The 24,270-nt window shown below is 62.2% G+C and carries 23 protein-coding genes and 9 tRNA genes; 14 read left to right on the top strand and 18 right to left on the bottom strand.

Features of this window, described 5'->3' with window-relative positions:
* The 3 genes from C3F36_RS15205 to C3F36_RS15195 all read left to right on the top strand — a co-directional run bounded on the left by C3F36_RS15205 (position 1) and on the right by C3F36_RS15195 (position 3,316).
* Positions 1-2,052 (top strand): methyl-accepting chemotaxis protein, encoded by a 2,052-nt coding sequence (locus C3F36_RS15205; protein WP_104455354.1) that lies wholly within the window; start codon positions 1-3, stop codon positions 2,050-2,052.
* Between the two features lie 99 nt (positions 2,053-2,151).
* The gene (locus C3F36_RS15200; RefSeq protein ID WP_010675484.1) at positions 2,152-2,811 is read left to right on the top strand and encodes a LysM-like peptidoglycan-binding domain-containing protein; all 660 of its coding nucleotides are present in this window, start codon (positions 2,152-2,154) and stop codon (positions 2,809-2,811) included.
* A gap of 295 nt (positions 2,812-3,106) precedes the next feature.
* On the top strand, positions 3,107-3,316 hold the full coding sequence (locus C3F36_RS15195; RefSeq protein ID WP_005297820.1) for a cold-shock protein: 210 nt from the start codon (positions 3,107-3,109) through the stop codon (positions 3,314-3,316).
* A gap of 553 nt (positions 3,317-3,869) precedes the next feature.
* Here C3F36_RS15195 and C3F36_RS15190 read toward each other — a convergent pair.
* The 8 genes from C3F36_RS15190 to orn form a co-directional block, all read right to left on the bottom strand.
* Positions 3,870-3,945: transfer RNA gene (locus tag C3F36_RS15190), tRNA-Gly, on the bottom strand.
* Positions 3,946-3,969: 24 nt separating this feature from the next.
* Positions 3,970-4,045: transfer RNA gene (locus tag C3F36_RS15185), tRNA-Gly, on the bottom strand.
* Between the two features lie 38 nt (positions 4,046-4,083).
* Positions 4,084-4,159, bottom strand: a tRNA-Gly gene (locus C3F36_RS15180).
* Between the two features lie 24 nt (positions 4,160-4,183).
* Positions 4,184-4,259 (bottom strand) — tRNA-Gly (locus C3F36_RS15175).
* A 114-nt stretch (positions 4,260-4,373) separates the two neighbouring features.
* Positions 4,374-4,449: transfer RNA gene (locus tag C3F36_RS15170), tRNA-Gly, on the bottom strand.
* A 32-nt stretch (positions 4,450-4,481) separates the two neighbouring features.
* Positions 4,482-4,557: transfer RNA gene (locus tag C3F36_RS15165), tRNA-Gly, on the bottom strand.
* A 25-nt stretch (positions 4,558-4,582) separates the two neighbouring features.
* Positions 4,583-4,658 (bottom strand) — tRNA-Gly (locus C3F36_RS15160).
* Between the two features lie 177 nt (positions 4,659-4,835).
* The gene (gene orn, locus C3F36_RS15155) at positions 4,836-5,381 is read right to left on the bottom strand and encodes an oligoribonuclease (protein WP_041215717.1); all 546 of its coding nucleotides are present in this window, start codon (positions 5,379-5,381) and stop codon (positions 4,836-4,838) included.
* Positions 5,382-5,472: 91 nt separating this feature from the next.
* Between orn and rsgA the strand changes: the two genes are divergently transcribed.
* The 5 genes from rsgA to C3F36_RS15130 are packed head-to-tail and all read left to right on the top strand — an operon-like array spanning position 5,473 to position 8,314.
* The gene (gene rsgA / locus C3F36_RS15150) at positions 5,473-6,507 is read left to right on the top strand and encodes a small ribosomal subunit biogenesis GTPase RsgA (protein WP_039040203.1); all 1,035 of its coding nucleotides are present in this window, start codon (positions 5,473-5,475) and stop codon (positions 6,505-6,507) included.
* A 29-nt stretch (positions 6,508-6,536) separates the two neighbouring features.
* Entirely contained in the window at positions 6,537-7,409 is an 873-nt protein-coding gene (gene asd / locus C3F36_RS15145; RefSeq protein ID WP_103244675.1) for an archaetidylserine decarboxylase, read from the top strand.
* Positions 7,406-7,654 (top strand): VF530 family DNA-binding protein, encoded by a 249-nt coding sequence (locus C3F36_RS15140; protein WP_010675488.1) that lies wholly within the window; start codon positions 7,406-7,408, stop codon positions 7,652-7,654. Before asd ends, C3F36_RS15140 begins: the two co-directional genes overlap by 4 nt.
* A gap of 4 nt (positions 7,655-7,658) precedes the next feature.
* Entirely contained in the window at positions 7,659-7,910 is a 252-nt protein-coding gene (locus C3F36_RS15135; RefSeq protein ID WP_010675489.1) for a DUF2960 domain-containing protein, read from the top strand.
* A 2-nt stretch (positions 7,911-7,912) separates the two neighbouring features.
* The gene (locus tag C3F36_RS15130) at positions 7,913-8,314 is read left to right on the top strand and encodes a hypothetical protein (protein ID WP_042014295.1); all 402 of its coding nucleotides are present in this window, start codon (positions 7,913-7,915) and stop codon (positions 8,312-8,314) included.
* Between the two features lie 96 nt (positions 8,315-8,410).
* Here C3F36_RS15130 and C3F36_RS15125 read toward each other — a convergent pair whose 3' ends face one another.
* Positions 8,411-8,905, bottom strand: a complete 495-nt coding sequence (locus C3F36_RS15125) for a hypothetical protein (RefSeq protein WP_029314787.1) — start codon at positions 8,903-8,905, stop codon at positions 8,411-8,413.
* A gap of 166 nt (positions 8,906-9,071) precedes the next feature.
* Here C3F36_RS15125 and C3F36_RS15120 point away from each other — a divergent pair, with 166 nt between their 5' ends.
* On the top strand, positions 9,072-11,045 hold the full coding sequence (locus tag C3F36_RS15120; protein ID WP_104455353.1) for a sensor domain-containing protein: 1,974 nt from the start codon (positions 9,072-9,074) through the stop codon (positions 11,043-11,045).
* A gap of 68 nt (positions 11,046-11,113) precedes the next feature.
* Here the strand turns inward: C3F36_RS15120 and rraB are convergent, their stop codons facing one another.
* The gene (gene rraB / locus C3F36_RS15115; RefSeq protein WP_010675493.1) at positions 11,114-11,449 is read right to left on the bottom strand and encodes a ribonuclease E inhibitor RraB; all 336 of its coding nucleotides are present in this window, start codon (positions 11,447-11,449) and stop codon (positions 11,114-11,116) included.
* A gap of 380 nt (positions 11,450-11,829) precedes the next feature.
* Here rraB and C3F36_RS15110 point away from each other — a divergent pair.
* A tRNA-Phe gene (locus C3F36_RS15110) sits at positions 11,830-11,905 on the top strand.
* 5 nt (positions 11,906-11,910) lie between these two features.
* Positions 11,911-11,986, top strand: a tRNA-Asn gene (locus C3F36_RS15105).
* A 64-nt stretch (positions 11,987-12,050) separates the two neighbouring features.
* Here the strand turns inward: C3F36_RS15105 and C3F36_RS15100 are convergent.
* The 3 genes from C3F36_RS15100 to C3F36_RS24020 form a co-directional block, all read right to left on the bottom strand.
* Positions 12,051-12,272: a hypothetical protein gene (locus C3F36_RS15100; RefSeq protein ID WP_010675494.1), complete on the bottom strand. Its 222-nt coding sequence runs from the start codon at positions 12,270-12,272 to the stop codon at positions 12,051-12,053.
* A 304-nt stretch (positions 12,273-12,576) separates the two neighbouring features.
* Entirely contained in the window at positions 12,577-13,557 is a 981-nt protein-coding gene (locus C3F36_RS15090) for an IS5-like element IS5 family transposase (RefSeq protein ID WP_026141915.1), read from the bottom strand.
* A gap of 68 nt (positions 13,558-13,625) precedes the next feature.
* Complete coding sequence (locus C3F36_RS24020) at positions 13,626-13,760, bottom strand: hypothetical protein (protein WP_080988631.1); 135 nt, start codon at positions 13,758-13,760, stop codon at positions 13,626-13,628.
* A gap of 236 nt (positions 13,761-13,996) precedes the next feature.
* Between C3F36_RS24020 and C3F36_RS15075 the strand changes: the two genes are divergently transcribed.
* Positions 13,997-15,274 carry an alpha/beta hydrolase gene (locus C3F36_RS15075; RefSeq protein ID WP_104455350.1) on the top strand — a complete coding sequence of 426 codons (1,278 nt, stop codon included), beginning with the start codon at positions 13,997-13,999 and terminating at the stop codon, positions 15,272-15,274.
* Positions 15,275-15,371: 97 nt separating this feature from the next.
* The gene (locus tag C3F36_RS15070; protein ID WP_104455349.1) at positions 15,372-18,932 is read left to right on the top strand and encodes an ATP-binding cassette domain-containing protein; all 3,561 of its coding nucleotides are present in this window, start codon (positions 15,372-15,374) and stop codon (positions 18,930-18,932) included.
* 55 nt (positions 18,933-18,987) lie between these two features.
* On the opposite strand, the gene C3F36_RS15065 is transcribed toward C3F36_RS15070, so the two are convergent.
* From C3F36_RS15065 to trmB, 5 genes are all read right to left on the bottom strand, one after another.
* Positions 18,988-19,194: a YgdI/YgdR family lipoprotein gene (locus C3F36_RS15065; RefSeq protein ID WP_041215736.1), complete on the bottom strand. Its 207-nt coding sequence runs from the start codon at positions 19,192-19,194 to the stop codon at positions 18,988-18,990.
* A gap of 183 nt (positions 19,195-19,377) precedes the next feature.
* Positions 19,378-20,661 (bottom strand): sulfurtransferase, encoded by a 1,284-nt coding sequence (locus C3F36_RS15060; RefSeq protein ID WP_406568732.1) that lies wholly within the window; start codon positions 20,659-20,661, stop codon positions 19,378-19,380.
* Between the two features lie 38 nt (positions 20,662-20,699).
* A complete protein-coding gene (glsB, locus tag C3F36_RS15055) occupies positions 20,700-21,620 on the bottom strand; it encodes a glutaminase B (RefSeq protein ID WP_010675499.1) in 921 nt (306 codons plus the stop codon).
* A 96-nt stretch (positions 21,621-21,716) separates the two neighbouring features.
* Positions 21,717-22,049 carry a YggL family protein gene (locus C3F36_RS15050; protein ID WP_039040181.1) on the bottom strand — a complete coding sequence of 111 codons (333 nt, stop codon included), beginning with the start codon at positions 22,047-22,049 and terminating at the stop codon, positions 21,717-21,719.
* 26 nt (positions 22,050-22,075) lie between these two features.
* A complete protein-coding gene (trmB, locus tag C3F36_RS15045; RefSeq protein WP_010675501.1) occupies positions 22,076-22,789 on the bottom strand; it encodes a tRNA (guanosine(46)-N7)-methyltransferase TrmB in 714 nt (237 codons plus the stop codon).
* A 260-nt stretch (positions 22,790-23,049) separates the two neighbouring features.
* Between trmB and C3F36_RS15040 the strand changes: the two genes are divergently transcribed.
* Positions 23,050-24,117: a M28 family metallopeptidase gene (locus C3F36_RS15040; protein WP_104455347.1), complete on the top strand. Its 1,068-nt coding sequence runs from the start codon at positions 23,050-23,052 to the stop codon at positions 24,115-24,117.
* Positions 24,118-24,270 lie beyond the last annotated feature (153 nt).

Raw genomic sequence — 24,270 nt, 5'->3', positions numbered from 1 at the left:
ATGACCACGGCCCTGGTCATCCTGATCCTGCTCAACCAGTATTCAGGCCGGCAGACCCAGCAGCTCACCATCGACTCCAGCCGCGCCGCCCTGCAACAGGAGGCGTGGCAGAAGGTGAGCGCCAACGCCCGTGCCGAGGCCGCCACCATCACCCAGCTGCTGCAAAAGGGGCTCTCCTACACCCAGCAGATGGCCAGCGTCTTCGCCCGCCAGCAGGAGGGCAAGCTGCCGCTGGATCGCCAGCAAGCCACCGATCTGCTCAAGGCCCAGCTTGCCCTGGAGCCCCAGCTCTATGGCGCCTTCGCGGGCTTCGAGCCCAACGGCTTCGACGGCCAGGACGAAAGCTTCGCCGGCCAGAGCGCGCTCGGCAGTGACGACAAGGGGCGCTTCGTTCCCTATTTCTATCGCGACAAGGAGAGCATAGGCACCGACCTGCTGCTCTCCATCGAGAAGAGCGATCCGGACGAGTTCGGCAACCCGGCCAACGACTACTACGCCTGCCCGAAACGGGAGGGGCGCCCCTGCCTCATCGACCCCTTCAAGGTGGACATCAACGGCCAGCAGGTGCTGGTGAGCACCATCACCACCCCCATCCTTGTGGATGGCCGGTTCAAGGGCATCGCCGCGCTGGATTTGGCGGTGGATTCCATCAGCCGCCAGGCCCAGTCCCTCAACAGCAACATCTATGACGGCAAGGGGGAGACCCTGATCGTCAGCGCCGCCGGCGTCATCACCGGTACCAGCGGCGACGCCAGCCTGCTCGGCAGCCGCGCCGACAAGGTGCTCGGCAACGGCTGGCAGCAGTACCTCAAACCGGACGTGCAGCGCCAGGAGCTCACCGACGCGTTTCGCATCTCGGTGCCCATCGCGGTGCCCGGCATGGCCCGCAACTGGGCCATCATCGTCACCCTGCCCTACAAGGTGGTGCTGGCAGGAGCGGACGAGCTGGCACGCCAGCTCACCGACATGAACCGCGCCGCCATGACCCAGCAGCTCATCGGTGCCCTGCTGGTGCTGGTGCTGGCCCTTGGCACCATGCTGGTCATTGCCCGCAGCATCACGGGCCCCATCCGCCAGATGGTGAGCCTGGTGGATGACATCGCCGACGGCGAGGGGGATCTCACCAAGCGTCTGGAGAGCCGCTCCCGGGACGAGCTGGGGGCCCTGGCCCGGGGCATCAATCGCTTCATCGACAAGCTGCAGGCCCTGCTCGGGGATGTGCAGAAGACCGCCAGCGAGGTCCATCGCCACGCTGGGGATACCGATCGCATCGCCGGCCAGACCGACAGCAACCTGCAGCATCATCAGGCCGAGATGGAGCAGATGCTGACCGCGGTACAGGAGATGTCCTACGTCAGCCAGGAGGTGGCCACCCACGCCAACAACACCGCCGACTCCGCCAAGCAGGCCCAGAGCGCGGCGGACGAGGGCAAGGTACGCTTCCAGCGGGTGATCCACTCCATGCACAAGGTGGCCGCCGAGGCGGGCAAGGGAGCCGAAGTGGTGGAAGGGCTGGCTCACGACAGCGAGCAGATCACCAGCATCCTCACCGTCATCCAGGGGATCGCCGATCAGACCAACCTGCTGGCGCTCAACGCCGCCATCGAGGCGGCCCGGGCCGGCGAGCAGGGGCGCGGTTTTGCGGTGGTGGCCGACGAGGTGCGCAAGCTGGCGGGCAACACCCAGCAGGCGGTGCAGAATACCCAGGAGCTGATCGACAAGATCCGCCACAGCTCCACCAACGCGGTCAACGCCATCCAGCAGAGCCAGCAGCTGACCCATCAGGCGGTGGGGGAAGCGGATCAGGCGGAGGCAGCCCTCGGCAGCATCTTCCAGGCCATCGCCACCATCAACGACATGACCTACCAGATCGCCTCCGCCGCCGAGGAGCAGAGCTCGGTTTCCGAGACTGTCTCCGGCAATCTGTCAAAAACCAGCGCACTGGCCAACGACATCGCCAGGGACGCCACCAGCACGGCCAACGCCAGTCAGGCCTTGCGTCAGGCGGCGGAACGTTTGCAGCAATTGTTGGGTCAGTTTCGTCTCAGCTGATAATTTTCATGCTCCGGACTCTCCCCCTCGGGGGCGAGTCCGTTTACCATAGGCGGCATATTTGCCTGATGGCAGGCAATGTAGTGAGAGGTAAATGCCGTGCCCACCCCGGACCGTCGCCCACGTGGCCATAACAGACGAGCCCAGCAGCGTCGCCAAGACGAATCACAAGGAACCCTGCTCCAACGTATCAACGCGGCTACCCTGCCCCTGCGCCAGCGTCTCGGCCAGGGTATGAGTGGCCTGGGTCAGCGCAACAAGGAGCCGAAGGCGGCCTCGTTCAAGCTGGCAAGCCCCCTGCCCCGCAAACACACCATAGGGTTGCTGGTGCTGATCCCGCTCTGGCTGCTGGTGCTGGCCTGGGAGCCCGCCCCCGCCGCCCCGACCACGGCGCCGTCAGGCTCTCTGGCGGTCCCCCTGGCCGTGCCGGCCCAGGCCCTGACCGTCGGCAACGCCGGTGAGCCCCAGGCCGCCAAGCCCGTCGAGGAAAAAGTGGATGGCACCTGGTTGCAGCACGACGTGCAGGCCGGTGAAACCCTCTACTCCATCTTCCGCAAGTTCGAGCTGCCGGGGGCCGAGCTCAGCCGGCTCATCGCCATCGAAGGGCCGGACAGGCCGCTGACCCGGCTGCAGTCGGGCAAGTCGGTGTTCATCCTGGTGGACACCAGCCGCCGCATCCAGCGGGTCGAGGTCCGCTCTCTCGGTCAGGTCAGCTACCGCTACGACCGCCAGGGGGAAGGGTTCGCTCTCAAGGAATAAGGGGGCTCGACCACCCCCCCTTATGCAGACGGGAGGCCATGGCCTCCCGTTTTTTTTGATGTGAAGCATGAAACAAGCTGCTGACTTCACAATACTTTTAGCTCGCTCAAAAAATGAAAAGTGCCAAATTGACAAGGGATCGGGCTCCAGTACAATCGGTCAGGCTTTAGACAGGGATTGTGCTACATGCTACTGGGACAAAGAGACGTGGTCAGTCATGCTTCAACCCCTGACTTCCAGGCAAATGCTGCCCAACCAGGCTTAGTTTCATTTTGTTATAGATAGGACTTACCACATGTCTGACATTCGCACCGGCCAAGTAAAATGGTTCAACGAAACCAAGGGTTTTGGCTTCATCGAGCAATCCCAGGGACCGGACGTTTTCGTTCACTTCTCCTCCATCCAGAGCGCAGGTTTCAAGACCCTGGCTGAAGGTCAAAAAGTCCAGTTCACTGTGACCCAGGGCAAAAAAGGCCCTCAGGCCGAGAACGTCACCGTTATCTGAGCCAGCGCCAGTGAACCCGTAGGAGGAGCCATCGCCCCTCCTATTTTTTTGCCCGCGATTTCCCCTCCTCGATCGGCAGAGCTCTTGCCGGACTTGCCATCCCCACCTGCAAGCCGCTTATGGCCGCCACAGCCGCTATAAATCAAAATGATGAGTTTTGGTTAAATGCCCCGGTTTTAACTTATACCGAGCCACTGTCTGTCATTCAGGACCTGCCAAGCCTGTTAGCCGACCGCAAAGGGTTGTGCCCGATCTCCGGGAGGCTATTAGCAAGCAATACATTTTGGTCTTATGACTTGGGATGTGCGGGGAAGAGAGAAATCAGGCAAACGCCGGATACGACAAATCATCGCGGCGCGATGTGATGGGCAATTCAAAGGGATTATGAGAACGTCGAAGAGAGATTGGAGCGGGAAACGAGACTCGAACTCGCGACCCCAGCCTTGGCAAGCGCGGATCATGCTCTACCAACAGGACGCGGCAGTGATGGTACTGAGAAACTGGATTCGTGTACTTGGGGGAGAGATTGAATTCGAAGGGTTCGAAGAGAGATTGGAGCGGGAAACGAGACTCGAACTCGCGACCCCGACCTTGGCAAGGTCGTGCTCTACCAACTGAGCTATTCCCGCAACAGGATGTCATCTGCAAGTGATTGGAGCGGGAAACGAGACTCGAACTCGCGACCCCGACCTTGGCAAGGTCGTGCTCTACCAACTGAGCTATTCCCGCAACGGAATGTCACTTACACATATCTACCGGACACTGTTTGGAGCGGGAAACGAGACTCGAACTCGCGACCCCGACCTTGGCAAGGTCGTGCTCTACCAACTGAGCTATTCCCGCAACAGAATGTCATCTGCAAGTGATTGGAGCGGGAAACGAGACTCGAACTCGCGACCCCGACCTTGGCAAGGTCGTGCTCTACCAACTGAGCTATTCCCGCATCGGAATATCACTTACATATTTTTGGAGCCAGCAACGAGACTCGCGCTCGCTACCCCGACCTTGGCAAGCACTGAACATGCTCTACCAACGCGGTGACTCCGGCACTGCATATTGGAGCGGGAAACGAGACTCGAACTCGCGACCCCGACCTTGGCAAGGTCGTGCTCTACCAACTGAGCTATTCCCGCAACATGGATTGTCTTGAGGCTGTGCTGATGATTGGAGCGGGAAACGAGACTCGAACTCGCGACCCCGACCTTGGCAAGGTCGTGCTCTACCAACTGAGCTATTCCCGCATCGGAACGTCATCAGCAAACATTTTGGAGCGGGAAACGAGACTCGAACTCGCGACCCCGACCTTGGCAAGGTCGTGCTCTACCAACTGAGCTATTCCCGCAAAACCTGAAAACAGACCGTACAGCATTTGGTTGCTTGCGCTACTGTACGGGAGCCGAATTATAAGAGCAGACATTCCAATTGCAAGGGCTTTTTTGTCTGGTTGCAGCCGTTCGCTCAAAAGCTGGCCGAACTGCTGATTTTAGCAACCGAACGACGGCAAACCCTTGCCAGCCACTCAGATTTTGAAGACGTGGGTGCGGTAGAACTGCAGTTCGGCGATGGATTCGCGGATGTCGTCCAGCGCCTGGTGGGAGCCGCTCTTCTTGAACTGATCCAGCAGTTCAGGCTGCCAGCGACGGACCAGCTCCTTGATGGTGCTGACGTCCACGTTGCGGTAATGGAAGAAGGCTTCCAGATCGCTCATGTGCTTGACCATGAAGCGGCGATCCTGGCCGATGCTGTTGCCGCACAGGGGGCTGGTGCGCTCCGGCACCCACTGGCGAATGAAGGCGAGGGTCTCGGCAACGGCCTTGGCCTCGTCGTATTGACTCGCCTTGACCCGGGCCACCAGCCCGCTCTTGGTGTGGGTGTTGACGTTCCAGTCATCCATCTTGCCCAGCTCTTCCTCGCTCTGGTGGATGGCGATGACCGGCCCTTCGGCCAGCACGTTCAGGTCCTTGTCGGTGACGATGGTGGCGATCTCCAGTACCACGTTCTCTTCGGGGTCCAGACCCGTCATCTCCATGTCGATCCATACCAGGTTCTGCGCGCTGACTGTCATGATTGCTCTCTCTATTGGGAGGAATGGCGGAATTTTGCCAATTTGCATGTATCATACTGGCTTTGAATCTGTTCATAAACTGGCAAACCCCGTGGCAAAGAAAGCAAAACTCAATCTGGGTCAACAAAGGCGCGTCCAGGCCAACCGCGAGCGGCGGCTGCAAAAAGAGCACACCACAGTGGTAGATGACACCCTGTTCGGCCCCGCCATCGAAGGGGTGGTGATCAGCCGTTTCGGCCAGCATGCGGATGTCGAGGCAAGCGATGGTGCCATCCACCGCAGCAACCTGCGGCGCAGCAGCATCAGCAGCCTGGTGTGCGGCGACAAGGTGGTGTGGCGCCCCGGCCTCAATGCCGCGACTGCCGGCGTCATCGAGGCGGTGCACCCGCGCCACTCGGTGCTGACCCGGCCGGACTTCTACGACGGGGTCAAACCCATCGCCGCCAACATCGACCAGATCATCATCGTCTCGGCGGTGATGCCCGAGTTCTCCACCAACATCGTCGACCGCTACCTGGTGGCGGCAGAAGATGTGGAGATAGCGCCCCTCATCGTGCTGAACAAGGTCGACATGCTCGATGACGCGGCCCGCGCCCGTATCGAGCACCAGCTCGAGACCTACCGCAAGCTCGGTTACGAGGTGCTGCTGGTGAGCTGCGAGAGCGGTGAGGGCATCGACGCCCTCAAGGCGGCGCTCACCGACAAGATCAGCATCTTCGTGGGCCAGTCCGGGGTGGGCAAGTCGTCCCTCACCAACGCCCTGATGCCGGGGCTGGACGTGCTCACCGGCGAGATCTCCGAGAACTCGGGGCTCGGCCAGCACACCACCACCACGGCGCGGCTCTACCACTTCCCGAGCGGCGGCGATCTCATCGACTCCCCCGGGATCCGCGAGTTCGCCCTCTGGCACCTGGAAGCCGACCGCATCACCTGGTGCTTCGTCGAGTTTCGCGACTACCTGGGTGGCTGCAAGTTCCGCGACTGCACCCACAAGGATGATCCCGGCTGCGCCCTGCGCGCCGCGGTCGAAGCGGGCGCCATCAGCGCCGATCGCTTCCACAACTACCACCGCATCCTGGAAACCATGCAGGAAGCCCGCCACGGTCGCCAACAGGCGCGGCTGTGACCCGTTCAACTCATTCCCAGATGAAGATCATGAGCATCACTGACAACCTGAAAATTGCCGGTCAATACTGCCTGCCCAAACACGCCCTCTCCCGCCTGGTGGGCAAACTTGCCGCCGCCGAAGCGGGTAACCTCACCACCAAAGTGATCGAGACCTTTATCAAGCAGTACCAGGTCGACATGAGCGAGGCGCTGCACGAGAGCCCGGCCCACTACAAGAGCTTCAACGAATTCTTCACCCGCGAGCTCAAACCCGGCATTCGCCCCGTGGTGGAAGACGCCATGACCCTGGCCCTGCCGGTGGATGGCACCGTCAGCCAGCTCGGGCCCATCAGCCAAGGTCGCATCATCCAGGCCAAGGGCCACGACTACAGCGCCCGCGAGCTGCTGGGGGGCTATGAGGATCTGGTGGCCCCGTTCAAGGATGGCGACTTCGCTACCATCTATCTGGCACCCAAGGATTACCACCGCATCCACATGCCGCTGGACGGCGTGCTGGAGAGCATGGTGTTCGTGCCGGGGGATCTCTTCTCCGTCAACCCCCTCACCGCCGAGAACGTGCCCAACCTGTTTGCCCGCAACGAGCGGGTGGTGGCCACCTTCCGAACCCCCCACGGCCCCATGGCCCTGGTGCTGGTCGGTGCCACTATCGTGGCCAGCATCGAAACCATCTGGGCCGGCAACATAGCGCCGACCAAAGAGAAGAAGGTGGTGCGCTGGGACTACACCGGCGATGAAGCCATCACCCTGCAAAAGGGGGCCGAGATGGGCCTGTTCAAGCTGGGCAGCACAGTCGTCTGCCTGTTTGGCCCGGGCATGCTGGCCGGTTTCGAGCCGCACCTGGCCAACGGGGTCACCACCCGCATGGGTCAGCCCTTTGCCACCCTGGCGGCGCAGGTATGAGCGATCAACCCACTTCCCAGAAGAACAACCCGCTGCACGGGCTGACCCTAGAGGCCATCGTCACCGCCCTGGTCGCGCACTATGGCTGGGAAGCGCTGGGGCAGCAGATCAATATCCGCTGCTTCACCGATAATCCCAGCATCAAGTCCAGCCTGAAGTTCTTGCGCAAGACCCCCTGGGCCAGAGAGAAGGTCGAAAGCCTCTATCTGTACGTCCAGCGCAAGCAGGCCAAAGAGAAGGAGTGACGCCATGGCGTTCAAGATTACCTACACCTACAAGAAGCAGGCCAGGGAGATTGGCTATGCCAACGACAAGTTCAACAGCATCTATGATGCCGTTGCCGCCGCCGAGGGGATCGATCTGACCCGCTTCCACGCCATGGAAGAGCAGTTGGCCCAGGTGTGCCGCCGCGACAAGAAGAGCGTGAAGGATTACCGGGAGAACTACTTCAAGGAACTGGGCTTCTCCAACATCGTCATTGAACGGGACGCCAAGGAGTAACCATGCGCACCCTGACCCTGATGGCGGCCACCCTGCTGCTGGCCGCCTGCAACACGACACCGAAGGAGCCCCTGGTCGGCGCGGATCGCGACGAACATGGCTGCATCGGCAGCGCGGGCTATCAATGGTCGGCGCTGGCAGGCCAGTGCGTGCGTCTGTTCGAGCAGGGCATTCGCCTCAACCCGACCGATGCCGGTCAGACCGTCAGCGCTTTCGTGCTGTTCAATGCCGATCAGAGTCAGGCCGAGCTGACCCTGCCAGAGGGCGAGCCGATCCGGCTGATCCGCCAGGGCGAAGAGGGCAACTGGTCCTGGCAGGGCGGCGGCTATCAGCTCTTCCCCTGGAAGGGGTATGTGCTCAAGTCCGGCGACCATGTGCTCTATCACGGCGATCTGACCCCCTGATCCTCGTCATCCCTCCCCTCACGCCCTGATGGGCGCAGAGCAGGCATAAAAAAACCCCGTTGCACGCAACGGGGTTTTTCATGATACCCGGCAGGATCAGTTGCCGAGGGTGGAGAACAGGCTCTGTTCCAGGCTGCCGCGGGAGACGCACACCGGGGTGATGGAGGGAGCCAGCACTCGCTCGCCGGAGGACTCGACGAAGTAGAGCTGGGTATTGCCCTTGACATTCACGGTGGCGACGCTGTTGTTGCCGCTCTGGGTGATGATCAGGTTGATCTGCAGGTTGGGGTTGCCCAGCGCCACCTTGGACCCCATGGTGCCGCAATCCAGCCACTCCAGACCATCGGCCGAGTTTTCCACGTTGGCGGTCATCAGACCGGCACCACGCTGGCTGTTCTCGATGTTCAGGCCGTGATCGCCGAACCACTTCTCGGCACGGGCCCACACCAGATCCACCGGGATCGCCATCTCCTGGGTGTTGTTGGTTGCCTTGGCAACCGGCGGGGTATAGCGATACTGCTCGCCGCCGTTGTTGTCGCTCGCACAACCCACCATCAACAGGGCCAGGGCGCCCCCCATTATCTTCTTCATGCTGCTTCTCTCATCCATAAGGCCATAGGCCGACCGGCGGCTATTATGGCGATCGCGACACAGGCTGTCAGCAGGGATCCGCACAAATGGCGTACTCTTAACCCAGGCTTTACAAAACCCACCTGTTATCATAGATTTGCTCGAAGTCTCCCCCGTGAGTGCTCTCGTGACTTCTTCGCTCTCCCTGGCGCTGCTGCAGCAGATCATCGACCAGTTACCCATGAATATCTTCTGCCGGGACAAGCACGGAAGGTACCTGTTTGCCAACAAGGCATTCGCCAGAGAAGCCGGCCTGCAAGACCCGAGCGAACTCATTGGCAAGAGCGATGCCGAGATGCCCTGGGGGGATGTATTCCGGGAGGAAGATGACCGCCTGCTGGCCGACGGCAAACCCCTGCTGCACCAGCAGCTCCATTGCCACAGCGGCGAAGGCGCCAGCTGGATGGAGATCAACAAGGTTCCCCTGTATGACGAGCACGGCGATCCCATCGCGCTGTTTGCCATGGTCAGCGCCATCGATCAGCGCAAGGAGCTGGAGCAAACCTTCCGCCAGCAGCAGTTGCTGCAACGCCGCCTGCTGGATGCCATTCCCGACCTCATCCGTCTCGAGGATCACCAGGGCGTGCTCATCGACTGCAACCAGGCCTTTCTCGACTTCATGGGGCTGGTGGCAAGCGAGGCTCTGGGTCGGCGCGTCCCGCCCCGGCTGCCCGTCGAACAAACCCTGGGTCAGGGGGAGTATTGCGTGGTGGATGCCCAGGGCAGAGGCCGCCATCTGGAGGTCACCCGGGTCGAGGTGCCGGATGACGAGGGCAACTCCCTCGGCATTCTGACCCTTAGCCGCGACATCACCGGGCTGCGCACCACCCAGGCCCAGTTGCAGCAGGAGCAGCACTACGACAGCCTGACCGGCCTGCTCAAGCTCTCCCACTTCCTCCAGACCAGCCGTCATCTGGGCGCCCGCAAGGCCAGCCTGCTGCTAGTGGATCTGCAACATTTTCGCGAGATCAACGATCGCTTCGGCATACGGGTCGCCGACCGCCTGCTGAGCCAGGTGGCCCGTCGCCTGCAACGACTGGCGCCGCCCCAGTCCCTGCTCTGCCGGGTCGCGGCGGATGACTTCGCCCTGCTGCTGCCCGAGCTCCCCCTCTCTCTGGATGCGTGGAGCCGCAACCTGCAGCAGGAGCTGATGACGCCCTATCAGGTGGAAGAACACAGGATCCAGATCCCGGTGTTCCTCGGCATCGCCCATGGCAAGGCCAAGGATGCCGAGCGTCTGCTGAGCCACGCCGAGGCCGCTCTGGCCCAGGGCAAGCGCCAGCAGCAGCACTGCACCCTGTTCGACCCCGCACTCGATGCCAAGCTCAAACGCCGCCAGCTCATCGCCGCCCAGTTGCCACTCGCCATCAAGTCCGCCGAACTGACCGCCGTCTACCAGCCCATCATCTGTACCCACAGCAACCGGCTGCACGGGGCTGAGCTGCTCTGCCGCTGGCCCCATCCCGAATTCGGCATGATCTCCCCCGATGAGTTCATCCCGCTGGCGGAGGAGCTGGGGCTCATCGGCCAGCTCGGCCAGCTGATGCTGGAGCTCGGCTGTGCCCAGCTTGCCCGCTGGCAGGTGGCGGCCCCGGATCTGGTGCTTTCCATCAACCTCTCACCCCTGCAGTTCCGCGATCCCGAGCTCTGCCCGCAGATCTTCCACTGCATCGCGCGCCACGGGCTCGCCCCCTGGCAACTGGAGCTGGAGATCACCGAAGGGGTGCTGATGGAGAATGCCGACGAGATAGAGAGCAACCTGGCCAGCCTCATCGAGGCGGGCTTCCAGCTCGCCATCGACGACTTCGGCACCGGCTACTGCTCCCTCGCCTATCTTCCCAGGCTGCAAGTGGCGACCCTCAAGCTCGACAAAAGCTTCACCCAGGGGCTGGCCACCAACCAGGCCACCACCGCCATCGTGCGTTCCGTCATCGGGTTGGGCCATGAGCTTGGCATCAAGATCACCGCCGAAGGGGTGGAGACACCGGAGCAGCAGGCCTGGCTGGTGCAGGTCGGTTGCGATCGGCTGCAAGGCTATCTGTTCAGCCGCCCCCTCCCACCGGCCGAGTTTGCCCGCAGCTACCAGCTGCCGGAGCAGTAAGCCAGCAACAACAAGGCCACCCGAGGGTGGCCTTGTTGTTTTTGCAAAGCGTACGTGATCTGGCGCACTTACTCCTGGAAGTAGGTGCCCCAGCCGTCGTAGTCCACCCCGTATTTCTCGAGGATGGGCAGCATCTTCTCGATGTCGGCGACGATGGTGTCGATGTCCAGCTTGCACTCCACCATGGCGTCGAAACAGAAGATGGTGGCGCCGTCGTCCAGCTCCATCTCCTCGGCGTCGGTCACTTCGAAACCGGCCTTGAACAGATCGACCGCCGCCTTCTCCAGCAGATCGAACTTCTGGCAGGCAAAGTGGTGCTCAATCTCGTAATCCAGATCCGGGTTGCTGCCATCGGCCAGCAGCTCGTTGACGATGGCGGCGGTCTCTTCGCGCCACTCTTGCATATTGGTATTCATATAAACCCCAGGCGGTGTTGGATGGATGTCACCCCTGCCAGCCGCGTCGGCCCGGACCATGGCCAGGGGATGAGTGCGGCAAAGCATACCCGCAGAGCGCGGCAGGCTCAATCGATGGGCCAAGATAACTGGCGCCTCTCCCGGCTTGGCGCCAGCGGGCAGCCCTCGGCACGTCAGGCAGCTCGCCCCCTTCATGATGTTCTGTTGGCCGTCGGCCCACCCTGCCCCGCAGGCGCCCCTCTTTTCATGGTTAAAACCGGGAAACCGGTCCAATCACGGGAAGATTGCTCGGATATCGAGCGAACGGTACATCAATCTGCGGCCTGTGGTTGACACCTCAGTCCAGAAAGGGTTTAATGCGCGCCGTTGCCCAGATAGCTCAGTCGGTAGAGCAGGGGATTGAAAATCCCCGTGTCGGCGGTTCGATTCCGTCTCTGGGCACCAACTATTCCTCCTTAGTTCAGTCGGTAGAACGGCGGACTGTTAATCCGTATGTCACTGGTTCAAGTCCAGTAGGAGGAGCCAAATTCGAAAGGCCCGCTCAGATGAGCGGGCCTTTTTGCACCTGTCATTTACTCACATGCCGGGGCTAGTAGTGGTTTTCGTCCCCATGCCATACGTGTCCAGCCGAGCAGGCACGGGCGACTTCGTGACAGGGGTCGTCCGCATGGCGGCGGAAGAAGTGCTGATCCTGTTGCAGCAGGAGCGAACTCATCGAGTGGCTCATGCCAGCCAGTGCCTCGCCAGCGGTCAATCCTGCAACCCGGTGATCTGTGGCCAAATGAGCCAGGACTTTTTCACGACTGTTCATGATCGCCTCCCTCTGTGGATCCGGTCGTAAATTGACCATAGCAGCCGTGCTCTGCATACCGCAAACCCGCGCCAGCAAAGGGCTACAGGCAGGTCCCGACCTTCTGCTCCGGCATGAAAAAACCCGCTCATGACAAGCGGGTCTGTTTCACTCAGCTAAGGAAGGTGCGAATAAGCGGGGAAATTCTTCTCGGCTGACTCAGTCATTTCATTTCTTCATGTTTGAGCCGTTTTTTCTCCCGTAAATGCCTTGAATCAGCCTATTTAGACCGTTTCTTCGCCATTTAAGGCGTTATCCCCAGTTTTTAGTGAGATCTCTCCCACTGACGTATCATTTGGTCCGCCCGAAACAGGTTGGCCAGCGTGAATAACATCGCCAGTTGGTTATCGTTTTTCAGCAACCCCTTGTATCTGGCTTTCACGAAGCCGAACTGTCGCTTGATGATGCGAAATGGGTGCTCCACCTTGGCCCGGATGCTGGCTTTCATGTATTCGATGTTGATGGCCGTTTTGTTCTTGCGTGGATGCTGTTTCAAGGTTCTTACCTTGCCGGGGCGCTCGGCGATCAGCCAGTCCACATCCACCTCGGCCAGCTCCTCGCGCTGTGGCGCCCCTTGGTAGCCGGCATCGGCTGAGACAAATTGCTCCTCTCCATGCAGCAGATTACCCAGCTGATTGAGGTCATGCTCGTTGGCCGCGGTGGTGACTAGGCTGTGGGTCAGGCCACTCTTGGCATCGACACCAATGTGGGCCTTCATGCCAAAGTGCCACTGATTGCCTTTCTTGGTCTGATGCATCTGCGGATCGCGTTGCTGCTCTTTGTTCTTGGTCGAGCTGGGTGCCTCAATGATGGTGGCATCGACCAAGGTGCCTTGAGTCATCATGACGCCTGCTTCGGCCAGCCAGCGATTGATGGTCTTGAACAATTGGCGGGCCAGTTGATGCTGCTCCAGCAGGTGGCGGAAATTCATGATGGTGGTGCGGTCCGGCAAGGCGCTATCCAGGGATAACCGGGCAAACAGACGCATGGAGGCGATTTCGTACAGAGCATCTTCCATCGCGCCATCGCTCAGGTTGTACCAATGCTGCATGCAGTGAATGCGTAGCATGGTTTCCAGCGGATAAGGTCGCCGGCCATTACCAGCCTTGGGGTAAAACGGCTCGATGACTTCCACCATGTTTTGCCATGGCAGAATCTGCTCCATGCGGGACAAGAAAATCTCTTTTCTGGTCTGACGGCGCTTACTGCTGAATTCACTGTCGGCGAAGGTAAGTTGATGACTCATGATGAACCCTGTTCCATGGCCCCAGATGACAAACATGATCTCATATCAGGAACTTGTTCGCACCTTCCCTAACCGCCGTTGCAGGCCGCCAGCAACAGAGTGGCACCACAGGTGGCGCTGAACACCAGCAAACCCGCCTGCAGCCCCCCCTCCGGATCCCTCTGTGTGCGTCTCTTGCGAACACGTATCCATCTCGGCTTCATCGAGCCAACTCCATCCAGTTTCCTGCACCCGGGGTGCTGACCTATCCCTGCCCATCCCGGCAGGCGGCTCATCTTTGTCCAGTTGCAGCCCGCCGTCAACTGCGGCGAAACCACACCTTGTACGGCACCGACCTCAGACTCCATCTCTGTTAACAATCTGGAAAACCGGCGTGACCCGCTCCTGCGCCAGGGCTATGATGAGGCCGACGATTTGCCTACCCTCAGGGAGACCCCAGATGAGCAGCCCCTTGCACTATGCGCTGGATGGCATCCATTGCGAGCCACACTTTTTTACCGTGCCCCTCGACCACCAGCATCCCGACGAGGAGGCGACCCTCACCCTGTTTGGCCGCACCCTCTGCCGCAAGGACAAGCTGGATGATGGCCTGCCCTGGCTGCTCTATCTGCAGGGGGGCCCGGGTTTTGGCGCACCTCGCCCGACCGCCGATGGCGGCTGGATCAAGCGGGCCCTGCAGGAGTTTCGGGTGCTGCTGCTCGATCAGCGCGGCACCGGCCACTCCACCCCCATCAGTGCTGACGCCCTGGCGGGGATGACCCCAGGTGAGCAGGCGGACTACCTCGGCCATTTTCGCGCCGACAGCATAGTGCGCGACGCCGAATGCATTCGTGAGATGCTGAGCCCGGGGCGCCCCTGGAGCCTGCTCGGCCAGAGTTTCGGCGGCTTTTGCAGCCTCACCTACCTCTCGTTGTTCCCAAGGAGCCTGCACGAAGTCTACCTCACCGGCGGCGTGGCCCCCATCGGGCGCAGTGCGGATGAGGTCTACCGCGCCACCTACCAGCGGGTAGCGGACAAGAACCGCGCCTTCTTCACCCGCTTCCCCCATGCCCAGGCCCTGGCCAACCGGCTGGCCAACCACCTGCACCACTACGATGTGCGCCTGCCCAACGGCCAACGTCTGACGGTGGAGCAGTTGCAGCAGCAGGGGCTGGATCTGGGGGCCAGCGGCGCCTTCGAGGCACTTTACTACCTGCTGGAAGACGCCTTCATCGGCGAACGCCTCAACCCCGCCTTCCTCTACCAGGTGCAGGCCATGCAGCCATTCAACACCAACCCGGTGTTCGCCATCCTGCACGAGCTCATCTATTGCGAAGGGAGTGCCAGCAACTGGGCGGCCGAGCGGGTGAGAAGGGAGTTTCCTGCCCTGGCCTGGGCGCCAGGCAGAGATTTCGCCTTCACCGGCGAGATGATCTTCCCCTGGATGTTCGAGCAGTTCCGCGAGCTCATTCCCCTGAAGGAGGCCGCCCACCTGCTGGCCCAGAAAGCGGACTGGGGCCCCCTCTACGATCCGGCGCAGCTGGCCCGCAACACTGTGCCGGTGGCCTGCGCCGTCTATGCCGAGGACATGTTCGTGGAGTTTGACTTCAGCCGCGACACCCTGAAGGGGCTTGGCAACAGCCGCGCCTGGATCACCAACGAGTACGAACACAACGGCCTGCGGGTCGATGGCGAGCGGATCCTGGACCGTCTCATCCGCATGAACCGGGATCGCTGATCCCGCCGGGCGCACGCCCGCAGCAAGACAACAAGTTCGAGGGCGGCCCATGAGCCGCCCCGCCCATGGAAGCAACACAAAACAACAAGGACACCCATTGGATCATCCGGAAATCTCGGCCGGCTGGCTGAGTCGCCTCTTCTATCGCTGGACCGGCCCGCTGCTGCGCAAGGGGCTGACCCAGCCCCAGGTCAGTCTCGACGATCTCTATCCCCTGCTGCCGGAAGACAGGCGCGACGGCCGCGCCGACGCCTTCCTCGCGCTCACCGCCCGCCAGCCGGTGCGCCCCTGGCCCCTGACCGCCTTTATCTGGCGCCATTACAAGGGACGGATTGGCCTGCTCACCCTGCTGCAACTGCTCGGCATGCTCGCCACCCTGACCAGCCCCTGGCTGCTCAACCACAGCATGACCCAGCTCGGCACCGATGCCACCACCGGCCACAAGCTGCTGCTGGCCCTGGCCCTGTTCGCCTCCGTGCTCGCCGCCGGCATGCTGGCGGAGCACTCCCTGCAACTGGCCCTAAAGATGCACGTGCCCATCCGCCGTCTGCTGGCCGAATCCCTTCTCGCCAAGGTGATGAAGCAGGGTGGCAAGAGCTTCGACGACAGGGCCGGCGGCCGGGTTCAGAACCTCATCAACCGGGACGTGTGGGACATCACTTGGATCCTGGCTGACCCCGCCATGCCGGTCACCATGGCGCTGCAACTCATCGGCACCATCGCCCTGCTGGTGTGGCAGGTGGGCAGTGCCGGTCTGGTGGGCTTCGCGGTGCTGGCCCTGCTGCTGCTCATCTCCACCCGGGTGGTACGGCGCATGAACCAGCAGGAGCAGCAGCTCAAGCGTCAACAGGACGAGCGCAACGGCATCCTGGCGGAATACATCAAGAAGCTGCGGCTGGTGCGCCAGAACGGGCTTGGCCCCTTCTTCACCCGGGCGGCCAACACCAAGCGCCAGCAGGAGTTGGGAGTGCTGGGCAGGGTGCTCAGGCTCGATGCTATCAACGAAGGGCTGATGCTGAGCACTCCCCTGCTGGTGACCCTGGCCACCTTCACCACCTACCTGGCGTCGGGCAACACCCTCACCCTGCCCCAGGTGTTCACCACCATCGCCCTGTTTACCGTGCTGCGCATTCCCATGATGCGACTGCCCTACCTCATCCGCACCCTGATCAACTTCAACACCGGCTTCAACCGGCTGTGCGAGTTCCTGAACAGCCCGGAACAGCATCGGGATCTCACCGATCCCAGCTTGCCGGTGGGCAGCCTGCGGCTCGACAACGTCACCGCCCTGCACCAGCAAAAACCGGTGCTCGAGGGAGCCAACCTCGCCATCGCACCGGGGGAGCTCGTGGGGATCACCGGGGCCACCGGGGCGGGCAAGAGCTGCCTGCTGCATCTGGTTGCCGGCTTTGACAGCGAGTTTGCCGGCAGCATCCGTCGCCACGGCCGGGTTGCCCATCTGGGCCACAAGCCCTGGCTGATGAACGACACCATCCGCAACAACATCCTGTTCGGCCAGCCCTGGCACGCCGAGCGCTATCGTTGGGTGCTCGGCGCCTGCGCCCTCACGGCCGATCTCGCGCTGCTCAGCCACGGGGATCAAACCCTGGTGGGGGAGCTCGGCACCCGCCTCTCCGGCGGCCAGCAGCAGCGGGTCGCCCTGGCTCGCGCCCTCTACGCCCGGGCCGATATCCTCCTGCTGGACAACCCCTTGTCTGCGCTCGACCCCATGGTCGCGGCCCAGGTACTGGAGCAGGGGCTCGCCTTCAAGCCGGGGCCGACCCGGCTCCTGGTGAGCCACGACCCGGATGTGCTGGCCAGGTGCGATCGGGTGATCCGCATCGAGCAGGGGCGCCTGGTGGAGCTCGATGCCCACCAGTTGGCGGATCTTGTCCAGCATCCCCAGCCCGCCCCGCCGGTGCCCCCTCAGGAGGCGGAGCAGTTCAGCGAGGAGAAAGTGGTGGAGGGCAAGGTGGACTGGGGGCTGTTTGGCTTCATGTGGCAGCGCCTCGCCGCCCCCGGTGCCATCCTGCTCGTCCTGCTGCTCACCCTGGGCCAGGAAGGGCTGCGCATCGCCTCGGATCTCTGGCTCGGCGGCAAGGCCGAGGTGAGCGACGTCACGACCCTGCTCGGCATCTATGTGCTGCTGGGGGCGGGCTCCCTCACCTGCATCATGGCGGTGCGAGTCATCAACTACAAACTCGGCCTCAAGCTGGCCTGGACCCTGTTTGACGGCATGCTGGGACGCATCAGCCGCGCCCCCATGGCCTTCTTCGACAAGGTCCCCCAGGGGCGCATCCTCAACCGCTTCGACCGGGATCTGGGGGAGGCGCAAGAGATGCTGCTCTCCATGCTGGTGGGACTGTTCGGCATGCTGGTGTCCGTGGCCTTGCAGGTGGTGGTGATCGGCATCAATATTCCCCTGCTGCTGCTCATCGCCCCCCTGGTGGGATGGGCGCTCTATGTGTTGCAGCGCCGCTACCGGGCGGTGCAACTCAAGCTGCGGCGCCAGTCCTCGGTGCTGCGCTCCCCGCTCTACATCAGCATCAGCGAGACCATCCGCGGCGCCCCCGCCCTGCGCCTGGCCGGGGCCGAGCGTTTCGCGCTGGACCAGGTGCTGCACCACTATGACAACAACCTACGCAGCTGGTACACCACCACCTCCATCAACCGCTGGCTCGGCATGCACCAGACCCTGCTCTCCGCCGCCCTGGTGGGGGCCGTGGCACTCATGGTGGCCTTTGGCAACAGCCCGCTGCTGGGGGCGGTTGCCATCACCTATGCCTTTACCGCTTCCGCCATGCTCAACTCCCTCATCCGCACCTTTGCCGAAGTGGAACAGGTGATGAACGCGGTAGAGCGGGTGCGCGAATACAGCGAAATAGAGAGCGAACGCCAGGAGGGAGAGGCCCTCGCCACCCCTCACCCCGCAGTGCGCTTCGACAACCTGGGGCTGCGCTACCCCCAGACCAGCCAGTGGGCGCTGCACAAGGTGAACTTCGAGCTGGCCCCAGGTGAAAAGGTGGGTGTGTGCGGGCGTACCGGGGCAGGCAAAAGCTCCCTGCTGGGGGTATTGCAGGCCATGTATCCCGCCTCCCAGGGGGAGATCTTCTACGGCAATCAGCCACTGTCACGACTTGCACCGGAGGCGGTGCGCGATCTCTACGACACCGTCTCCCAGATCCCGCTCACCTTCTTCGGTACCCTGCGGGCCAATCTGGCGCCCCTGACCGAGCATGAGGACGCCGTGCTTGAGCAGGCGCTTGCCCGAGTGGGCCTCGCCGAGCGCTGCGCAGGGCGGCTGGACGAGGATCTCGACAGGCTGCAACTCTCCGCCGGCGAGACCCAGCTGCTGGTGATCGCCCGCATCCTGCTGTCGCGCCGACCGCTCATCGTGCTGGACGAGGCCACCTCGGACCTCGATCACGGCGGCATGCGCAAGATGGCCGAGCTGCTCTACCGCTACCGGCCGGAGGCCAGCTATCTGGTGATCGCCCACCACCTGGAGCCGCTCTTGTCGGTGGACAAGGTGGTGGTGATGGAGGCCGGCACCGTGGTGGAGCAGGGGTCGCCGGTGAGCCTGCTGGCCAACTCCCACTCCCGCTTCCACCAGCTGTTTGCCGGCCAGGTCAACCGCCAGGTGCCCCAGACGGCATGAGCACCAAAAATAACAAGGGCTGCCCCCGGGCAGCCCTTGTTGCTTGAGGAGAGCCTCAACGCTCCATGATCTGGGTGATGTCGTCCTTGTTGATATGCACCTCCCGCCCCTCTTCATCGTAATAGCGATACATGCCTGTGGTCTCGTCCAACCTGGGTTTGCTGTCGGTGGCAATCATCTTGCCATCCTTGGTGCTCATGATGTATTGGGAGCTGCACCCCGCCAATCCCAACAGACAAACCAGCATCATCACAGCTTTCATCACTCTCCCCTTCTTCACGCTCACCCTGGCGGTGATAGATGAAGCCTAGCTCAACCGGATGGCCCGTTTACCTTGATTGCAGCAACAGGATTCACAGAAAGAATCCACCTGCTATAGCCATTGAAAATGATCTATCAAGAAAAGAAAGACCGGACATCTGTCCGGCCTGCTCTGGATTATTAGTTACTTGCCCGGCTTGCGCTCGCCGGTGACGGTGGGGTTGGCCGGATCCATGCTCCACTCGAACCATCCGCCGTCGTAGACGCTGATCCGCTTCCAGTCCATCAACCAGGCGTAGAAGAACGCTTCTGAGGCGCGCCAGCCGGTGCCGCAGTAGAAAGCGGCCTGCTGGGTCGGCTCGATATTCCACTCATCCCACATGGCGAGGATCTCGCGGGCGGGCTTCATGGTGCCGTCCGGGTTGTGGAAGTCGCTCATGCTGTTGGCATCCACCCCGCCATGACCCCATCTGGCCCCGGGAATGTCCCCCTTGGGCTTGATGTAGCTGTAGCCCGAGGTATTGCCCACGAACTCGTCCCAGGTGCGCACGCTGACCAGGGCGCCGTCCGGCTGCTTGAGCAGGGCCTTGGCCTGGTCAAGGGTGGTGTAGTACTCGGGATGGGCCGGGATGGCCACGCCAAACTCCTTGGCCGGGGTGAACTTGTTGGCCAGCCCGGTCTCGGTGCGCAGATGCTGCACGAACCAGGCCTCCAGCCCGCCGTCCAGCAGCCGCACATCCTCGACCCCCGCATACATCATCAGATGGGCCGCACGGGCCGCCGCCATGGTGTTGCGGCCATAGAGGATGACGGTGGTGTCATGACGGATGCCGTTCTCCAGCAGCAGCGCCTTGAGCGCCTCGTCAGAGACCTTGTTCCACAGCGGCTCCCCTTCCAGCCGGTTGGTGTCGATGTAGCCGGCTCCCGGAATGTGGCTCAGCAGATATGCCTTGGGGGATCCCCAGTCCACCTCGAACACCTTCCACTCCCCCTTGGGGGCGGCGATGACCGGTTTGCCTGCCTGCAAGTCCGCCAGCCAGAGCGGATGGACCAGCTGCTGCCAGCGTGCCAGGTGCTCCCGGGGCGCCTCTTTCCATCCCTGCAGCTCGAACAGCTGCTTGATGCCCTGCTGGCGCAGCAGACGGGCCACCTCGGCCACCTCGCGAGGGGTCCCATAGAGGGCGACGGGTTTGTCGGCCTTCAACCCCTTGCTCGCAAGCGCCACAGGCCACTCCTCGTCACTGTATTTCCACTCTGCGGAGAGCAGCTCGGCACCGGCCACATGGCCCCCCTGCTTCTCCCCGTCCATGGGCCAGCCCTGATAGAAATAGCTCGGGCGGGTATCCAGGATCACCGCCTCCTTCCCCTTGGCATCCGCCAGGGAGAGCGGGGGCAGCTCGGCGGCCAGCGCGGGCCAGGCACACCAGAGCAGCAAGGCGGTCAGGCAGCTTCGCCACAGTCCAGTCATTCGTTTCATGATGTCGTCTCGATGCATAGTGAAGAGAGTTAAAAAATGGAGCGGCCCAGGCGCTCGGCCAGCAGCTCCAGCGCCGCCGTCCCGGCCAGGGAGTTGCCCGCCTTGTTGAGCTCGGGTGACCAGACGCAGATGGAAAGCTCTCCCGGGATCAGCGCCATGATGCCGCCCCCCACCCCGGATTTCCCCGGCATGCCGACTCGGTAGGCAAAGTCGCCCGCCTCGTCATAGAGGCCGCAGGTGGCGAGCAGGGCATTGACCTGCTTGGTGGTCCGGGCCGGCAGCAGGGGCGTGCTCTCGCCAAGAGGGACACCCCGGTTGGCCAGATAGACGAAGGCTCGTGCCAGATCGACGCAGCTCATGCGGATGGCGCAGGCATTGAAGTAGCTCTGCAATACCTTGTCCACCTCGTTCTCGAAGTTGCCATAGGCCTTCATCAGATAGGCGATGGCGGCATTGCGGGCGGAGTGCTGGTACTCGGAGCGCGCCACCACCTGATCCGCCATGATGGCCGGGTTGCCGCACAGGCGGCGCACCAGCTCCAGAGTGCGTTGGCGAGGAGCGGTGAGCCGGGTTTCCAGCAGATCGCTCACCACCAGGGCACCGGCGTTGATGAAGGGGTTGCGGGGAATACCCTGCTCGAACTCCAGCTGGACGAGGGAGTTGAACGGCTGACCGGAGGGCTCCTTGCCCACCCGGGCCCAGATCTCCTCCTCCTGATAGAGGGTCAAGGCCAGCGTGAGGCTCAGGGCCTTGGAGATACTCTGGATGGAGAAAGGCTCGAAAGCGTCACCTGCGGTGAACAGTTCCCCTTCAACGGTACAGACCGCGATCCCCAGCCGGTCGGCAGGCACCTGGGCCAGGGCGGGAATGTAATCGGCCACCTTCCCCTGCCCGAGCAGCGGACGCACCTCTTCCAGGATGCCGGCCAGTAATTCGGATGACAACACCATTGGCTATTCCATGACGTGAAACGAGGCGGGGCCAGCCCACCGACAAAAATCCCGCCGGCGGCGGGATTTTCTATCTGCCCGGGAGGCAGTCAGATATCAGGCCGGCTCGCCGTACCAGAGATCGAACAGCTCGGTGACCACCACGGCCTCCAGCCCTTTGCCTTGCAGCCAGGTCTGAACGGCGGAACGGTCTTCGTCGGTGCACTTGCCGAGCTGCTGGGTGCAGATCATCCCTTCCCAGGCCAGGTGACCCGAGCCGGCGAAGGCCAGCTTGCGAGGCTCAATCACCTCGTCGATCAGCGCATCGACCACGGCATCAATGGTCTCTTCGGCGGTGCCGACCGGGAAGTTGAAACTGATGTCGAACCCCATTTCCTGGAATTCATCGACGCGCAGTTTCTTACGCAGACGGCGGCTACGGTTGGCCATGATAGCTCCTTAGTTGATACGTTGACTCAGTTGACTCGTTTGAAAATCAGATCCCAGACACCGTGGCCCAGACGATGGCCACGCTGCTCGAATTTGGTCAGGGGGCGCCAGTCGGGACGGGGCACCCAGTTGCCAGTGGCGGAGGTGTTCTCGTACCCCTCGGCGGCACTCATCACCTCCAGCATGTGCTCGGCGTAGTTCTCCCAGTCGGTGGCCATGTGGAAGACGCCACCGATGGCAAGCTTCTGGCGGATGTCCTGGGCAAAGGCAGGCTGCACGATGCGACGCTTGTGGTGGCGGCTCTTGTGCCAGGGGTCCGGGAAGAAGAGCTGCAGGCAGGAGAGAGACCCGTTCGGGATCATATGCTCCAGCACTTCCACCGCATCGTGGCAGATGACGCGCAGGTTGGTGACGCCCGCCTCCTGGGCGGTGCCAAGGCAGGCGCCTACACCCGGAGAGTGCACCTCGATGCCGATGAAGTTCTTCTCGGGGGCGTTCTTGGCCATCTCCACCAGGGAGGCGCCCATGCCGAACCCGATCTCCAGCACCACGGGTGCCTCGCGGCCAAACAGGGCCACCATGTCGAGCGGCTCTGGTGCGAAATCGATGCCCATGACCGGCCAGAGCTCTTCCAGGGCCTTCTCCTGCCCTTTGGTCAGGCGGCCTTCGCGACGGACGAAGCTGCGGATCTTGCGCATGAACTTGCCGTCTTCGTTAAACACATCTTGGGTCACAGACATAGTAAATTGCTCGTTATTGCATCGCTCTGGAACAGAGCCGACATAAATGGATCGCTCGTTATTGCATCAGTTCGCAAAAACAGGGGAGCGAATTATCCCAAGATAGGCACAAGGCGCAAGTGTTTCCCACAACAAATCCCCCGGGACTGCCCACATCCACCGGCAAGGTTGACAAATGCCACCCCCTTCACAGAATCTGCCGGACGTCGGGTTCATCCTGACGCGGAAAAATAAAACCATATACAACAAAGGATTGCAGTATGAAGAAAACCCTGTTGGCCCTCGTCCTGCCTGCCCTGCTGGCCGGTTGCAACCCCTCTGACAACGACTCCCAACCCCCTGCCCCCGCGGCTCAGGCCCATGAATTTCTGGTGCAACTGAGCTCTGGTGCAGAAGGGATAGGCGCTCGTCCCACGGGCACCGAGGCCGAAACCCGCGCCGCCGCCTGGATCCAGGATCACCTGGCCGGTTGGGGCTACGAGGTGCAGAACCAGCCGTTCACCTACACCCGGGGCGGCACAGACCGAACCTCCCAGAACATCGTCGCCGAGCTCAAGGGTCAGAGCGACAGGGTGATCCTCATCGGTGCCCACTATGACAGCACCGGCGAGAAGAAAGGATCCGAAGGCGCCACCGACAACGGGGCCGGCGTCGCCGCCCTGCTGGCGGTTGCCGAGGCACTCAAGGAAGAGACCCTGCCCTACACGGTGCGTTTCGCCTTCTTCGGCGCAGAGGAGAACGGCCTCAACGGCTCCAAAGCCTATGCCGCCAGTCTCGACACCGACGCCGTCGCCAAGCTGCTGGCCATGGTGAACTACGACACCATCGCCGGGGGTGACATCGTCTATGTCCACTCGGCCCACTCCGACGTGGCCGAGTACAACTGCGCCGACCCGAGCCGCTACAGCTTCGATCCCAAGGTGCGCGATCGCCTGCTGGCCATCTCCCAGCAGACCGCCACCCCGTTCGCCATCCACCCCAGCTACAGCGGCTACCCGGAAGGGGAGACCGGCAGCTGGTCCGATCATGCCCCCTTTGCCTGCCTGGGGGTGCCCATCGCCTACGTGGAGGCCACCAACTTCACCATCAACGGGGAAGATGGCTATGACGGCTACTCCCAGAGCACCAATCCGGCGCTGTGGGACTGCTACGACGACGCCACCAAGAGCGCCTGCGACCGGGACAGCGAGACCCAGTGGGGCAAGATCTGGCACACGGAGCATGATCGCCTCGACAAGATGGCCGAGCTCTTCCCGGGCCGGATCGAACAGCAGCTCGGGGCCAATACCGACTTGATGATCCGCTTCCTCAAGGCGCCGGGGCTCTGAGCCCCATCCCGCCCGATGCCCCCCTGACAGGGGTTTTTGCGCCCCTGACCGGGGTCGGGACGATAAAATTCGGGCAGGTGCCAAACCTGCCCTTTTTTATGGATTTTTGTGACAGCCATTGCCTCATTTCTGAAATCTGATACAAACGGATAA

Origin of the sequence: Aeromonas sp. ASNIH2, assembly GCF_002934795.1 — a bacterium.
Classification (GTDB): Bacteria; Pseudomonadota; Gammaproteobacteria; order Enterobacterales; family Aeromonadaceae; genus Aeromonas; species Aeromonas caviae.
The sequence above is the reverse complement of the archived record's forward strand: the minus strand, read 5'-3'. Positions and strand labels throughout refer to the sequence as shown.